The organism is Pseudomonas sp. SWI44, assembly GCF_002947915.1.
Lineage (GTDB): Bacteria > Pseudomonadota > Gammaproteobacteria > Pseudomonadales > Pseudomonadaceae > Aquipseudomonas > Aquipseudomonas taiwanensis.
The window spans coordinates 4,628,469-4,642,552 of record NZ_CP026674.1 but is presented as its reverse complement, the minus strand read 5'-3'; the positions used below and the strand labels follow the sequence as shown (position 1 = coordinate 4,642,552).

Annotated in this window: 19 protein-coding genes and 1 pseudogene; 15 read left to right on the top strand and 5 right to left on the bottom strand. The window is 59.4% G+C overall.

Annotated elements, in window-relative coordinates; translation table 11 throughout:
* Positions 1 to 28 precede the first annotated feature (28 nt).
* Positions 29 to 208, bottom strand: coding sequence for a hypothetical protein (locus C4Q26_RS21775; RefSeq protein WP_027908123.1), 180 nt, complete (start codon positions 206 to 208; stop codon positions 29 to 31).
* 185 nt (positions 209 to 393) lie between these two features.
* Between C4Q26_RS21775 and C4Q26_RS21770 the strand changes: the two genes are divergently transcribed.
* Positions 394 to 534: a hypothetical protein gene (locus C4Q26_RS21770; RefSeq protein WP_256583293.1), complete on the top strand. Its 141-nt coding sequence runs from the start codon at positions 394 to 396 to the stop codon at positions 532 to 534.
* Between the two features lie 67 nt (positions 535 to 601).
* On the opposite strand, the gene C4Q26_RS21765 is transcribed toward C4Q26_RS21770, so the two are convergent.
* The gene (locus C4Q26_RS21765) at positions 602 to 1,702 is read right to left on the bottom strand and encodes a putative phage abortive infection protein (protein ID WP_158664904.1); all 1,101 of its coding nucleotides are present in this window, start codon (positions 1,700 to 1,702) and stop codon (positions 602 to 604) included.
* Positions 1,703 to 1,817: 115 nt separating this feature from the next.
* Between C4Q26_RS21765 and C4Q26_RS21760 the strand changes: the two genes are divergently transcribed.
* Together C4Q26_RS21760 and C4Q26_RS28450 are read left to right on the top strand one after the other, a co-directional pair.
* A complete protein-coding gene (locus tag C4Q26_RS21760; protein WP_104883507.1) occupies positions 1,818 to 3,305 on the top strand; it encodes a DNA cytosine methyltransferase in 1,488 nt (495 codons plus the stop codon).
* A gap of 385 nt (positions 3,306 to 3,690) precedes the next feature.
* Positions 3,691 to 4,389, top strand: coding sequence for a hypothetical protein (locus tag C4Q26_RS28450; protein ID WP_256583292.1), 699 nt, complete (start codon positions 3,691 to 3,693; stop codon positions 4,387 to 4,389).
* Positions 4,390 to 4,419: 30 nt separating this feature from the next.
* On the opposite strand, the gene C4Q26_RS27925 is transcribed toward C4Q26_RS28450, so the two are convergent.
* Complete coding sequence (locus C4Q26_RS27925) at positions 4,420 to 4,662, bottom strand: hypothetical protein (RefSeq protein ID WP_104881522.1); 243 nt, start codon at positions 4,660 to 4,662, stop codon at positions 4,420 to 4,422.
* Between the two features lie 23 nt (positions 4,663 to 4,685).
* A complete protein-coding gene (locus tag C4Q26_RS28445) occupies positions 4,686 to 4,982 on the bottom strand; it encodes a hypothetical protein (protein ID WP_104881521.1) in 297 nt (98 codons plus the stop codon).
* A gap of 177 nt (positions 4,983 to 5,159) precedes the next feature.
* Here C4Q26_RS28445 and C4Q26_RS21740 point away from each other — a divergent pair, with 177 nt between their 5' ends.
* From C4Q26_RS21740 to pbpG, 8 genes and pseudogenes are all read left to right on the top strand, one after another.
* Positions 5,160 to 5,627, top strand: a complete 468-nt coding sequence (locus tag C4Q26_RS21740) for a hypothetical protein (RefSeq protein WP_104883506.1) — start codon at positions 5,160 to 5,162, stop codon at positions 5,625 to 5,627.
* A complete protein-coding gene (locus tag C4Q26_RS21735; protein WP_104883505.1) occupies positions 5,624 to 5,893 on the top strand; it encodes a hypothetical protein in 270 nt (89 codons plus the stop codon). The genes C4Q26_RS21740 and C4Q26_RS21735 overlap by 4 nt, the downstream gene beginning before the upstream one ends.
* A complete protein-coding gene (locus C4Q26_RS21730) occupies positions 5,890 to 6,198 on the top strand; it encodes a hypothetical protein (RefSeq protein ID WP_104883504.1) in 309 nt (102 codons plus the stop codon). The genes C4Q26_RS21735 and C4Q26_RS21730 overlap by 4 nt, the downstream gene beginning before the upstream one ends.
* Complete coding sequence (locus C4Q26_RS21725) at positions 6,195 to 6,551, top strand: phage protein NinX family protein (protein ID WP_104883503.1); 357 nt, start codon at positions 6,195 to 6,197, stop codon at positions 6,549 to 6,551. The genes C4Q26_RS21730 and C4Q26_RS21725 overlap by 4 nt, the downstream gene beginning before the upstream one ends.
* Positions 6,552 to 6,860: 309 nt before the next feature.
* Complete coding sequence (locus C4Q26_RS21720; protein WP_104883502.1) at positions 6,861 to 7,358, top strand: hypothetical protein; 498 nt, start codon at positions 6,861 to 6,863, stop codon at positions 7,356 to 7,358.
* Between the two features lie 222 nt (positions 7,359 to 7,580).
* Positions 7,581 to 7,745: pseudogene (locus tag C4Q26_RS28895) on the top strand (Arm DNA-binding domain-containing protein); the annotation flags it as partial.
* 84 nt (positions 7,746 to 7,829) lie between these two features.
* Positions 7,830 to 8,774: a tyrosine-type recombinase/integrase gene (locus tag C4Q26_RS21715; RefSeq protein ID WP_371919608.1), complete on the top strand. Its 945-nt coding sequence runs from the start codon at positions 7,830 to 7,832 to the stop codon at positions 8,772 to 8,774.
* Between the two features lie 131 nt (positions 8,775 to 8,905).
* The gene (pbpG, locus tag C4Q26_RS21710; RefSeq protein WP_023381156.1) at positions 8,906 to 9,832 is read left to right on the top strand and encodes a D-alanyl-D-alanine endopeptidase; all 927 of its coding nucleotides are present in this window, start codon (positions 8,906 to 8,908) and stop codon (positions 9,830 to 9,832) included.
* A gap of 55 nt (positions 9,833 to 9,887) precedes the next feature.
* Here the strand turns inward: pbpG and C4Q26_RS21705 are convergent, their stop codons facing one another.
* Positions 9,888 to 10,322, bottom strand: coding sequence for a hypothetical protein (locus C4Q26_RS21705; protein ID WP_023381157.1), 435 nt, complete (start codon positions 10,320 to 10,322; stop codon positions 9,888 to 9,890).
* A gap of 199 nt (positions 10,323 to 10,521) precedes the next feature.
* Here C4Q26_RS21705 and C4Q26_RS21700 point away from each other — a divergent pair, with 199 nt between their 5' ends.
* The 4 genes from C4Q26_RS21700 (at position 10,522) to C4Q26_RS21685 (ending at position 14,076) form a co-directional block, all read left to right on the top strand.
* On the top strand, positions 10,522 to 11,850 hold the full coding sequence (locus tag C4Q26_RS21700; RefSeq protein WP_104881515.1) for a lysine N(6)-hydroxylase/L-ornithine N(5)-oxygenase family protein: 1,329 nt from the start codon (positions 10,522 to 10,524) through the stop codon (positions 11,848 to 11,850).
* Positions 11,851 to 12,023: 173 nt separating this feature from the next.
* The gene (locus tag C4Q26_RS21695; RefSeq protein WP_023381159.1) at positions 12,024 to 13,223 is read left to right on the top strand and encodes a PepSY domain-containing protein; all 1,200 of its coding nucleotides are present in this window, start codon (positions 12,024 to 12,026) and stop codon (positions 13,221 to 13,223) included.
* Complete coding sequence (locus C4Q26_RS21690; protein WP_023381160.1) at positions 13,220 to 13,759, top strand: hypothetical protein; 540 nt, start codon at positions 13,220 to 13,222, stop codon at positions 13,757 to 13,759. The genes C4Q26_RS21695 and C4Q26_RS21690 overlap by 4 nt, the downstream gene beginning before the upstream one ends.
* Positions 13,756 to 14,076, top strand: a complete 321-nt coding sequence (locus tag C4Q26_RS21685) for a hypothetical protein (protein ID WP_104881514.1) — start codon at positions 13,756 to 13,758, stop codon at positions 14,074 to 14,076. The genes C4Q26_RS21690 and C4Q26_RS21685 overlap by 4 nt, the downstream gene beginning before the upstream one ends.
* Positions 14,077 to 14,084: the final 8 nt, after the last annotated feature.

Sequence of the window (14,084 nt, the reverse complement as noted above, 5' to 3'; positions counted from 1 at the left end):
ATTCGGCACTGCCCGCCAGCGCCTTCCCCTATTCAACGACAGGGTCGGCGCCCAGCCCTTCCCGGTAGCGCGCAATCGCAATGATCTGGCGCAGGCCGATGACAATTTCCTTCTTCAGGTGGTCATCCGGCAGACCGATCTTTTTCAGCATTGCCTGGGCTTCTTCCTCGATAGAGGCAAGGGCCTCGGTATCGCTTTTCAGTGTCATGGCGACCTCCACCAGGTCGAGTCACCCATGAACTGATAGCCCAGCAGAAGAATGCGCGCCAACTACAGCGCCTTCCCTATTCAACGATAACGCCTCCCCGGCAAGGGCGGCGCCTGGACGCAAGGATCACAAAACATGACCAAGCAGCACTGCAGCCCCACTCTCGAGCCGAGCAGCTAACCGACGTGAGCGAGGCCACCAACATAGACCTGCGGGCCACGGCCAACCCCAACCACCTGGTGGCGGCCGGCTGGATCGCCATCCCTACCGACACAACGCTCGACGAGGCGGATGCGGCCAAGATCTCTGCCGATGTCGGCGATTGAAATCAGCAGAAAGCAGCGTGAAACGCACCACCACGCGCGATCGGCACAGCAGGTTTCAGGAGCATAACTAAAACTCGTCCTCATTGGTTTGAGAGACGTCATACTTCTCAGAAACCACCTTACGCAACTGCTCTTTGGTAATATCTTCACTATCTGCGTACGCCATGTCATCGTACACACTTTTCACGTAACCGAAGTCAAAAGGCTCAGGCAATTCGACTCCCTTCAAAATCGAATATTTTTCAACATAATGTCTCAGCCCAGCACCCTTATTAGTTAGGCAATTTATGAAGATACAACACAACTCGTCATTACTAAGCTGCGCCCGAAGTATATTGGCATAAACTCGCTGCTCACTATAGTACCGAATTGCTTTGCGAACCCTCATAGTCGACGGCATGCCTTCACTAAGCGTACTTCTACTTCCGTATCCATCGATGAACTTCAAGATTTGATGCAGATTCTTAAAATATCTCGACAAACCCATGGAATAGTCATAGGCATACACACTGACATTTTGCCGAAGGAGTTCAACGGGGTCTACGCCATATGTAGCTGCGGGCAAAAACTTATATGTAACCCAAGCAAAGCAATCTTCACCAACCTTGTCTTTCACTGAATTAGGCACTGAGACGCGCGCCAATTTAAATTGCTGACTGTGAGCTTCCAGAAGGCGAAAGAACGTCGACTCAAAATTTTGACGCTCTACTGCTTCATTTTGTTTTTGAAATATCCTGCTCTGCATTCGCTGGGTTCTATTAGATTCCCGAGCCTCCTCTCTAGCCAGAGCAAGATCACGGCGCTGTAGAACCAAGTTAATCAATACTGCTATGAAGGCCACGAAACTCAAGAGTGGGTTGAGAACCCCTCCAATGAAATCCCCAATCTGCCCCCAGTGCGCGGCAGTGGTGTAACTTTTCACACTTAACCACGGTACGTCACCCCCCAACTGGAAATGAAAGTATACAGCCCCAATCACGGCCAAAATTGGCAGCACTGCCACAAAAGCAAGTAGTGAAATGTAGCTACGCGCAACAAAGCTCCAAGCTTTCTTGGCTGTCACTTTCAGTTTATCAAGATCATCCCGAGACAGAACCTCCCACACGTCCTCAAGATTTCTTACATCCCTGTTTTCATTTTTGGGCAGCACTGGAACTCGCTCTCTCACTAACCGACCTCCTCAAAAAACTCCAGATGATATCAAAATACAATCAACTCTTCGATGACAGTTTGAGAGCTTGCGTTGTGGATAAGTGAGGCAGAGTGTCAAAAGAGGTTTCTCAATGACAATCACTTACGGAAGCGTCTGCAGCGGCATTGAAGCTGCGACCGTAGCCTGGCACCCGCTGGGCTGGCGTGCCGAGTGGTACGCCGAGATCGAGCCATTCCCTTGCGCGGTTTTGGCCCACCACTACCCCGCTACGCCGAACCACGGCGACATGACCCGCCTGGCTGCCATGGTGCTGTCCGGCAAGATCCAGGCGCCCGAGGTGCTGGTTGGAGGCACGCCCTGCCAGGCATTCAGCGTGGCCGGCATGCGCGAAGGCCTTGCTGATCCCCGCGGCGCCCTCACCATCAAATACGTGGAGCTCCTCGATGCAATTGACCATGTTCGAACAAAGCGCGGCCAGCCCGAGGCCACCTGTCTCTGGGAAAACGTCCCCGGCGTCCTCTCCGACAAAGGCAACGCGTTTGGCTGCTTCCTCGGCGCCCTGGTGGGCGAATCCGAAGAACTCCAACCGCCAGGGGGCAAATGGAAGGACGCTGGTTGTGTGTATGGACCCACGCGAACAGCCGCATGGCGGATTCTGGATGCCCAATATTTCGGCCTGGCCCAACGACGCCGCCGTGTGTTCGTTGTCGCAAGTGCTCGAACAGGGTTCGATCCCCTCGAAGTACTTTTTGAGCGCGAAGGCGTGCGCCGGGATACTGCGCCGCGCCGAGGCGAGGGGCAAGGCGTTGCCTGCACCCTTGATGCACGCGCTGAAGGCGGTGGCTTCCCAGGAACAGATGGGGCCGCAGGTGGCCATGTAGTTGCACCGCCAGCCTGGCCTAGGGTGTACGGCGGGAACAATACCGCCGGGCCGATTGATGTAGCGCCAGCTCGCAACGCATGCGCCAGCGCCAGCGCCAGCGGGCGGATGGACTTCGAATCCGAAGCTTTTATTGTGAGCGGCACACTCCAGGCCAACGGCAAGGCGGCCGGCAGCGCCACCCAACAGGATGCAGAAAGCGGAATGCTGGTCGTGCACGGCACGCAAGACCCATGCGTCATTGATGATCAAGCTTTCGCCCTGGGCCGAAACAGCGGTCAGGAGAATGCGCTACTCGCCTTCAATTGCAAGCATCAGGGCGCTGATGCAGGCGAGATCACCCACACATTGAAGGCCGGGGGCTTCGACGCGAGCGAAGACGGCACAGGTCGCGGCCAGCCCATCGTCGCCCACGCGATTCAGGCCGGCGCGTTGCGCGAGAACCCATCCAGTGGACCGGATGGCGTGGGAGTTCAGGCCGACCATGCCTACACCCTCGAAGCTCGGGCAGAGGTTCAAGCGGTGCAGGCAAATGCCCAAGTACGCCGACTCACCCCTTGGGAGTGCGAATGGCTCCAAGGCTTCCCCGGCGACCACACCCGAATCCCCTATCGCGGCAAGGCCGCAGAAGAATGCCCCGATGGTCCGCGCTACAAGGCGATTGGCAACAGCAAGGCCGTATTCGTCGTCCGCTGGATCGGCCAGCGCATCCAACAACAACTTGAACGTCTCGGTTGAGATTACCCATGCCCACAGAAAACCGATCCAGCAACACCGAGGTGGTCAGACAGGTGCAGCCGTGCCCTTTTTCGCGGGGATAGCTGACTCGCGCTGCTAATTCCAGTAGGCGGTCTGGCTTTCAATAAGCGGAGGGTTGATGTTCATCTTCCGCTGTTCCTCCAACCAGAGCCTATTCAACTCCACGTCTAGACCATTCGGGTGTTGAGCCATGGCCGCCAGCGCGTCCCTGGATATGTCGTACCGCCCGCATAGAACGCATTCCAACGACTTACCGCCCTCGCCTCGGTCCCATATCAGTACGAGATAGCAGCCGCAGAGATAGCAGTACATTGCTTGGCCCTCCACACATCCAAAAATTTTAGACAACTGCAGAGGTATCCCCATGCCCACAGAAAACAAAGTTGATTGCCCCGCGCTACACAAGCGCAGCAGCAGCTATCCGTTCGGCGATCGAGTGCCGCGCACAGTCCGGATGCTGAAGACCGTCACCGCCGACCCTATGCCCGGTATCGGGCTCGCCTACATCAAGGGCGATGCGCCAGTTGCGAAAGCAGGTCAAATCTATCCCGTGTGGACGAATAGCCACGGCGCCGTCACAGCGGCGATGGAAGACGGGACCCGACTTGGCCTGCGCCCGGCAGAGTTCGAGGTTGAGAGCTGGCACCACCTTGCAGCTGAACCAGCCCCGCAGCCCCACCCCGAGCCAATATCCTGGCTGGTTGGTACTGCCATCTGGTGGACCAAAGCAGAGGCAGAGAGGGATGCGGCTCAAACTGGGCTGCCGATTGTCCCTGTTGGGCCTTTGATATCCATCCCTGACGGATATTGCCTGATGCCCAAGCGGCTCACGGCCGAGAACGGCGCCAAGGCCCTGCTGCTCGGTGAGTTCAAGCTGGAGGTCACCCAGGCATGCCCGGAATGCCGCAAACTGGATGAGCCGGTAGAAGGCTGCGAGATATGCGATGGCGAGGGTGAGTACGGCCAGCGTCACACGATCCCATGGGAACTCATCAAGTACATCTACAGCGAGGCCGTAAGGGGTCTCGCTCTCCAGCCACGCCGGTCGGTAGCAAAACCCTGATATGAGCACATTTGTACTCCTGGCGGCGCCTCAATCCGTTTTCGCCACACCATTGGGGGAACAGGCAGCAAGACTGCTCACCGATACGTTGAGCTCACGAATCGAAGCTTCCACTTGTGATGTATCCACCCACCATTCAGGCGCTTCCTTCGTAAGAATGCCAATCGCAGTAAGTCTCAGCAGTTCTGGATGGATTCCCAGCTGCTCGGCTGCAGCCATAAGAGACAGAAGAGCCTGACGAAGCTGGATGTCGGATTCTTTCGGTAGATCCATGGTTTGGGCCTCTATCACTCCTATCACCCGCTGGCGGTAATGAAGTTTGCTTCATGTGCTCTAGTGGCCAATTTCCGTGCATAACCGACCCCCCAGGCAAGGGCTCTAGTCATTGTTTCGTTCGGTCTTGAATCAAAGGACTCCTCGTGAATCGCCATGCCGGCGGGAGCGTAGACGCCGATGAACATCTGCGTACTGCCTGTTCGCGACAGTCGCACCTGGACATCGATGTAGGTCCCATCACTGAGCGTCTCCTCGTGAGACCGGTGATGAAGCGTTGGGTCAGCCCAATCCCAAAAAACGTCACCGCGGATCCTCATGCCAAACTCCTACGACTTTCGTCTTATTAATCTCCATCCCCCACCATAGCCCCCTCTGCCACTAGCACGAACAAATACTTCAGAAATGCGCAGTGAATCGGACCATCGGGCCCGATAGCTATACCCAATCATTCTTCTGTACAACTTCTGCCGCGAAAGGGCGGCCAAGGAATTGTCATGCCCGAAAAAACTGAGTTGGACCTCGACGCGATCGAGGCGGCGGCAAAGGCTGCAACCCCGCAAGACTTTGTCAGTGCCCAGGTCGCCGGGGCCGAAGAAGGCTGGATGGAATGCCCTGGGTGTGGCGGTGAAGGCTCCGTCGAGCTGACAGCGGACTATCTGAACTACGACGGCGAGGCTCTGGGCGTCCAGTTCTACGGGATCGGTGAACCGCACGTTCACGCTGAGGCCTACTACCGCGCCGCGCGGCCTGCAGTCATGTTGGCCCTCATTGCAGAAGTTCGCGCCCTCCGGGCTGACGCAGAGCGGTACCGCTGGCTGCGCGATCCTGACGGCCAGGAGGATCTTGGTAGCGAATACAACATGCCTCCCATCATCTGCGGTTACGCAGAGCATGAGGACATTCTTGCCAACAATGCGTTAGACCGCGCAATCGACCAAGGCATGGAGGCGCTTAAGCCATGACCCGCCTCACCCTCTGCCTCCTGCTGCTGGCCACCGGCGCCAGCGCAACCGAACTGCCGCCAGGCGTCTCGTCCTTCGAGGATAAGCCCCGCGGCGTCGTCTGCTACGTCATGAACTCGCTGGGCAACAACGCCATCAGCTGCGTGAAGGTATGGCTGCCGCAAGTGGCAGGCAACGAGCGCCAGCTCTCCCCGCACGAAACCCAACCCGAACCTACACCCGCTCTGGCGCCTGGGCGCTGGATTGATGAGAGGTATCAGCTGTGAGCAAGTATCGCAAAGGTCAGCTTTACACCCGCCGCATGCACCCTTCTGACGACAGCGTCAGTTGGCGCTTGGCGATGCGACTGGCGTTCTACACAACCATGCTGCGCAGCGGCGAATACAAGACCGCCTACGTGCTCTGCCGCCACGGCGTGAAAGGAATAATGGAGGTTGGTCGGAGCCGTAAAGACCTGACTTCCAGCCTGCTCATGTCCGGTTGCCGCAACTTCAAGGATATCCAACGCAAGAGCAAGTTCAACAACATCGAGCGCGCCAGAGCGGCGAAGAGCAAGCAGGTGGCCCCATGACCGACCTGATTGAAGTGAAGACGGCCAGGTTGATCGGCGCGCCGCTGGACTGGGCGGTGGCCCAGGCCACCGGTGCAGGCGACATCACCACCACGGAGAACGGGGTGAGCTGCATCTACGACACGCCCGAAGGGGGCTGCTGGACGAATCTCTATCAGCCGTCGAAGGACTGGAGCCAGGGCGGCCTGCTGATCGACAAACACTCTGGAACATCGCAGCACGTCCACGGGCTACCGGACGATGTCTGCTACGCAGGCGGCCCTGCCGGCGCCGGAGTCTGGTGCTACGGCCCAACCGCACTGATCGCATTCTGCCGCGGCCTCGTTAACCACAAGCTCGGCGATACCGTCTAGGTGCCGAAGGAGCTGATGCCATGATCCTGCCCCTGATGTACATGGCCTACCTGATCTACAAAGGACCGCGACCATGAAAGCGCGAATGACCTACTGGAACGGCTCCTGGTGGTGCCGGCGAATGGGGTGCACCGGCCAGGGCTCGACAATGAAAGAAGCCTGGGACGACATGTGGAAGCTGTACTTCGAAGCCGTCCGTCCTGTACTGCCTCAGACTTTCCATTCCCCGCGCGTCCGCTGCGGCTGATTTCCGCCTAACCCCTACCGCTACTACTCAAGCCCGCCGATATGCTCGGGCGAGGATTTCCTATGTCCGCAACTCAGCAATTTCATCAAACCGCCAATGACTGCCTGGAGCGCATCGCGGCCGACCTCTGGCCCGAAGCTAAGCTCGCCCTGGTCATCTACACCACCAACAAACTAGAGCTCGACATTGTGCTCAAGGATAGCGGCCTGAACGTCGACGAGGTCGTCAGCACTCTGCGTCAGCGCGGTGGCCTGGGCCTGGATGGCGAGAACATCTACAAGCGGCTGCTCTGTGACGCCATCATCGGCGCCATGGCCTTCGGCAAGCAAAACAGCAACCCGCCGCCGGAAGGCCATTGGGGCAAAGAGTTCTGGGATATCGGCCGCGCCGAGGGGGCGCTGCAGGAAGAACTGACCCAGGCGCTGCGCCTAGTACGCAAGGAACTAGACGCCTGCCAGCGCGTCATCCACTACGCCGGGGGCTTCGACCCGGCCTACGTCAACGACGCCCAGGCTGCACTCAAAGTCGCCGACACAGTGCTCGAAAAGACTCCCGCCTGACCACCAACCTGCCGCCACCGGCGGCGTGGAGACCATCATGCAAGACGAAGAACGCCAGCCGGCGGCCTATGTATCCGACAAGGTCCCGGAGGAGAAAATGGCCGAGCTGGTCGGCACGACCAAGCGGGCCTTGGAAGGCAAGCGAAGCCGCGGAGTGATCCCCGAGGGGGTCTGGAAGAAGATCGACGGCCGGATTTTTTACAGCATCAGGAGATACGAAGCGTGGCTGGAAGGAAGCTGGGGCTACCCACTGGAGTCGAATTCATCGGTAAATCAATCCGGATCCGTTTTACTTGGAACGGTGAGCGTCGGTCCGAAACTCTCGCGTATCCCCAAACCGCCAAGGGGATCAAAGCGGCAGCCGATCTACGCGCTCAAGTAGTCAGCCTGGCCAAGCACGGTGTTCTGGACGAAAAGCGGTATGCCGAGTTGTTTCCTGGTTCGAGCTATACGGCGCCGGCCAATGAACTGATGTTTGACGAGTATGCCCAAAGCTGGCTGAACAGTCTGGAGGTGGTGCACGACACCCGAGTTAACTACAAAGGTTTGATGAACAACTACTGGATGCCCCATCTGGCGACACTGCCTATCAGGGCGGTCACGCCGATGGTGCTAAGGGAGGTGGTTGCGAAAACCGAGTGGAAAAGCTCGACAGTCAAGCGTGCAGCAATCGCCCGGGTCAAGGCGATGTTTCGAGCAGCTGTGTATGACGAGGTGGTAGACAGGAACCCGGCAGCATCGATCCAGCTGCCGCTGAAGAACAAGAAACAGGTGGACCCTTTCACGGTTGAAGAAGCGGAATCGCTGATTGAATGGATGTACGAGAATTTCTCCCGGTGCAATCAGGTATTCGCGGCGTTCTATGAGTTCGCCTTTTACACCGGGATGCGAACGGGGGAAATCATGGCACTGCGCTGGGATGAGATCGACTTTGAGAAGAAGACGGCTCACGTCTGCCGGATCGTGGTCGAGAAGAAGGTGGTCGAGCGGACCAAAACCAAATACACCCGCACTGTGATGTTGAATAGCCGGGCCTTGGGCGCGCTAGCCAGGGCCAGGGATATCGCGCACTACCGTTCCAAACAAAAACGCCGGGTGTCGACCGAGTCGCCGTTCATCTTCCAGCCAGCTGGCTCGTCGCCACACATCACCGTACCCGAGACCGCCGGTAAGCACTTCAACCAGGCGGTTGAAGCGAAGGGCTTCAAGCACCGCCCCCAGTACAACTGCCGGCATACTTATGCCACGATGTGCCTCATGTCAGGGATGAATCCGGCATTCATTGCAGGGCAGCTTGGACACTCGGTGCAGGTCCTTCTCTCGACCTATGCCAAATGGCTGAATTCCGCCAACGACTGGGCCGAACTGGCGAAGCTGGAAGCGAACGTAATTGGTACAGAATTGGTACAGGATTAAATTTCGTTCACTTTGCGCCCTTTAGATATAAGGCATTCGACAGCCGTTCAGCCATACTCCAAAATGCAGCGGTTTTTTGGGGGAAAACCCTTGCACAGCCAACGACATACCAACATTTAGTGAGCCTCAACGTGAAAACATCCCTGTCCATCCTCAGCCTGATGCTGTTGCTCACAGGAACCGCGACCCTCCCGTCGACCGCTGCTGCACAACCCCCGGCCCAGGTTCAACGCGACCCTTCCAAGCTGCACCTGGCCTCTGGCAGCGCCCTGCTGATCGACCTGAACACCAACCAGGAACTGTATTCAAGCCACGCCGACCGCGTGGTACCCATTGCCTCGGTGACCAAACTGATGACGGCGATGGTGGTGCTGGATGCCAAGCTGCCCATGGATGAAATGCTCACCATGACCATCGCCAACAACCCGGAAATGAAAGGCGTCTATTCGCGTGTGCGCCTGGGCAGCCAGCTCAACCGCCGCGAAACCTTGCTGATTACCCTGATGTCGTCGGAGAACCGTGCCGCGACCACGTTGGCCAACTACTACCCAGGAGGCTACCCGGCCTTCATCAAGGCCATGAACGCCAAGGCCCGTAGCCTGGGCATGGCGCACACCCGCTACGTCGAGCCAACGGGCCTGTCGACCCAGAACGTCTCGACCGCCCGTGACCTGGCCAAGCTGCTGATGGCTTCACGCAAGTACCCGATGCTGAGCGAGCTGTCGACCACCCGGGAAAAGACCGTGGCGTTCCGCAAGCCCAACTACACGTTGGGCTTTCGCAACACCGACCATCTGGTGAACAAAAGCAACTGGGACATCAAGCTGACCAAGACGGGCTTCACCAACGAGGCCGGCCATTGCCTGGTGCTGTTGACCCGGATGGACAATCGCCCAGTGGCCATGGTGATTCTCGACGCCTTCGGCAAGTACACTCACTTCGCCGATGCCAGCCGCATGCGCCAATGGCTGGAAACTGGCGCGGCCAAGCCGGCACCGGCGGTGGCCATGCAGTACAAGTCCGAGCGCCAGAACAAAGGGCGCGTGGCGGCAGACTGAGTATCGATTGGGCTGACAGCAGCAAGTCAGCCCTTTTCACTGCCAGCAACGCCCCTCAAGCCTGGGTGCTGACGATACCGCCCGCGCTGCTGCCACCGGTTTCCTGAAGCGCTTCGAGCAACTGTGCGGTGGCCCGCAGGATCTCACCATTGATCGTGGTGATGCTGGCCTGCTTGGCACTGGCCTGCGCAAGCTTGGCGCTCTCGTCCATATCCTTGGCCATGATCGCGGCCAGTTGCTTCTGCTGCTCGGCCAATTGCTTCTGCAAGTCCTTGATCATTTGACGCAGTTGCTTGATGGCAGCCGACTCGCCGCTGCCCTCGCCGCCCTGGGCCCCTTGCGCACCCTGCGCCTGGCCATTGCCGGTGATTTTCGACGTGTCGACCTGAGTGGTCGAGCGGTCCTCGGTTGCGGCTGTTTCGCTGCTTTGATTGGCAGCCTGGGCCTGAGCCGAAACGTTGTTGACGGTGACGGCGCTGATTCCGACCATGAGATTTCCCTGCCTTTGAAGTGGGTCCTTGGGTTGGCCTACCTATCGGCGCAGCGGCTCAGAACTTTAGGCCGGCGCGCAAACACCCTACGCCGCCTTAAGTAAATTCCTCCACACGTGGCTCGTTCCAACCCATGTACTCGCGCAGGAGCCGGAGCCCCGGCGGGCGTCCACATTCGACCATTATGGAATCGCAGCCATGAGCCAGTCTTCAAACCCGGAAACAATCAAAGACCTGATAGGCGTGGGCTTCGGCCCGTCCAACCTGGCCCTGGCCATCGCCCTGGAGGAGCTCGCCCAGACCCAGGGTCACGCCCTGGATGCCCTGTTCATCGACAAGCAGAAAGACTATCGCTGGCACGGTGAGACCCTGGCTACCCAGAGCGAGTTGCAGATCTCTTTCCTCAAGGACCTGGTGTCCCTGCGCAACCCCACCAGCCCTTACAGCTTCGTCAACTACCTGCACCAGAAGCAGCGACTGGCCGACTTCATCAACCTCGGCACCTTCTACCCCTGCCGACTGGAGTACAACGACTACTTGCGCTGGGCTGCCGAGCATTTCGCCACTCAGGCGGCCTATGGCGAGGAAGTGCTGCGCATCGAGCCTGAAGTGAATGCCGGTCGAGTCGAACACCTGCGTCTGGTGTCTCGCGATGCACAGGGCCGCGAATACAGTCGCCGCACGCGCGCGGTGGTGGTCGGCAGTGGCGGCACGCCAAAAATCCCGGAGAAATTCGGCGCGTTCAAGGAGGATCCCCGGGTCTTCCACCACTCCCAGTACCTGAGCAGTCTGAACCAGCTGCCTTGCACCGAAGGCAAGCCGATGCGCATTGCGGTGATCGGCTCGGGCCAGAGCGCCGCCGAAGCCTTCATCGACCTCAACGACAGCTATCCGTCGGTCAAGGTCGACATGGTGCTGCGCGGTTCGGCACTCAAACCGGCCGATGACAGCCCGTTCGTCAACGAGATCTTCTCGCCGGACTACACCGACCTGGTCTACAACGAACCGGCCGACCAGCGCAGCAAACTCTTGGGCGAATACCACAACACCAACTATTCGGTGGTCGACCTCGATCTGATCGAGCGCATCTACGGCATTCTCTATCGCCAGAAGGTGTCCCACCAGTTCCGCCACAATGTGCTGTGCCGCCGCAATGTGGAAGCCGTGGTGGCCACCCGCGAGGGCATCGAACTGACCCTGCGTGACCTGGCCACCGGCCAGCAGCAGACCCACCGCTACGATGCGGTGATCCTCGCCACTGGCTACGAGCGCCGCTCGCACCGCGACCTGCTGGCACCCTTGGCTGGCTACCTGAACGACTTCAGCGTCGACCGCAACTACCGCGTACTGGCCAGCCCAGACCTGCAAGCCTCCGTCTACCTGCAAGGCTTCTGCGAAAACAGCCACGGCCTGAGCGACACGTTGCTGTCGGTGCTGCCGGCCCGCGCGGCGGAAATCGGCCAGTCGCTGTACCAGGACCTGGCCCGCCAGTACGGCAGGACACACGCGGCTGCCGCCAGCGCCTGAACCTCGCCATAGGCCTTCGCAGCCGGCATGTCGCCTCCGCGCGCATGCCGGCTCGTGTTTTCTGAAACATTTGCTTGCATTTAAATCTTCAGGATTTCGATTCTCATTCGTCCTTATTAATGCAGCCCTTTGGTTGGGCCTGTGCTCGACCCTCCTTTTCAGAAGACCGACCGATGGCCAAATCTCCCAAAAAATCCAAGTCCAGGCTGTGGTTCCTGGTACATAGCTGGCTCGCCCTGCCGATCTGGTTCTTCGTGCTGATCGTCTGCTTTACCGGCATGCTCGCCGTGGTCAGCCAGGAAATCGTCTGGCTGGCCAACCCGGACGTGCGCGCCAGCAAGCCCGATGACGTGACTGAACGCTTGAGCTACCAGCAAGTACTCGACGCCTTGCACAAAGCCGAGCCGGACATGGTGGTGCGCACGTTGCGCCAGCCGGACGGTGCGCACTTCGCACTCAATGCCTCGGTGGTCTTCCCGGACGGCACCAGCCCGACGCTTTACGTGAACCCCTATACCGGCGTGATCCAGGGCAAGAGCCCTGACTTCAATTTCGAGGCGTTCACCCGCGCCTTGCATGGCTGGTGGCTGGTGCCCTTCACCAATGGTTACAGCTGGGGCTGGTACCTGGTGTCGCTGCTGGGCCTGCCGATGCTGGCCTCGTTGGTGACTGGCCTTGTGGTCTACAAGAAGTTCTGGAAAGGCTTCTTCAAACCCATCCGCACCGGTCACGGCTCACGTATTTTCTGGGGTGATCTGCACCGCCTGGCCGGCGTGTGGTCGATCTGGTTCATCGCAGTCATCTCCATCACCGGCACCTGGTTCCTGATCCAGGCCATACTTGCCGACAACCACGTCACCGTATCCACCGAACCGGTGGTGCCGGTCATTTCGCGCGAGGATGTGCCACCCACTCGCGATGGCAGCCCGGCACCGCGCATCGACCTGGACGAAGCGGCGCGCATCGCCGGCCAGGCGATCCCGGGGCTGGATATCGATTTCATTTCACTGCCTGCCACCCACTACAGCCATATCAACCTGGGCGGGCGTGGCTGGTATCCATTGATGTACCAGACCGCGGCCATCAACCCGTACACCCGAAACGTCGACAGCCAGTTCCTGCTGGCCGACCGTTCGGCCCTGGAGTTCGTCACCGAATCCATGCGCCCCTTGCACACCGGCGACTTCGGCGGCCTGCCGATCAAGCTGATCTGGTTCTTCTTCGGCCTGGTTCTCACCCTGATGGTATTCAGCGGCCTGCTGATCTGGACCAAACGCACCGCCCAGGCCACCGCAGCCGCCCTCAAACGCAGCGAGCGCACGCCCCGCCTACACGCTGGCCACAACGACACCACTGCCGAGGTCCATCCATGAGCCAGGTCCATAGGGTGCCCGTCAGCCCGCTGAAGCAGTGGTGGCTGAAGTGGCGCTTTCACCTGAACATCCTTTTGATCCTCATACCGCTGGGCTTCATGCCCAAGTACTTCGCCGACGCCAAGCTGTTGCGTGGCGATGCCGGCCTCGGCGTCAACCCGATCAGCGCCATCCAGGTCGGCCCCTACACCGTCGACCTGGCCGAGTTGCGCAACGAGGCGCCGCGCGCCGACGGCCCCGCAGGCCACTTCAAGGCGTTCAATGCGGCCTTGTGCAAGGCGTGCATTGGGGACGTCAAGGCCATCTACCTGCGCATTGGCAAACCACGCAACCTGCGCGCCGCCGGCAGCATCTTCTTCGGCGCACCCTACCGCATGAGTACCAATCTGCCAGTCCCTGCCCGCACCCGCCCCGACGCACGGATCTGGATCACCCTCGAAGGCTGGGACGGCAGCATGCACCAAGGCTCCGTCGCGCTGGCCGACGCATCCCCCGCCACCGTGGCCTGGCTGAAGAAACAAGGAGGCAAACCATGAAACATACGATCCGCAGGCTCGTCCTGCCACTGATGGCCCTTGCCGCCGGGCCAGCCTTGGCGCACAACCCGATGTGCGAATGCGAAGAGGTCGCCGGCGGCCAGATCAAATGCACTGGAGGGTTCTCCGACGGCAGCGGCGCGCCTGGCGTGACGCTGGACGTGATCGGCTACGACGAACAGGTGCTGGTCGGCGGCAAGCTCGCGCAGGACTCGACCTTGACCTTCCAACGCCCCGATGTCGAGTTCTACGTGTTGTTCGACGCCGGTCCCGGCCACGTGGTGGAAATCGACCACGCCGACATCGCCCAGCCATGAGCAAGCCC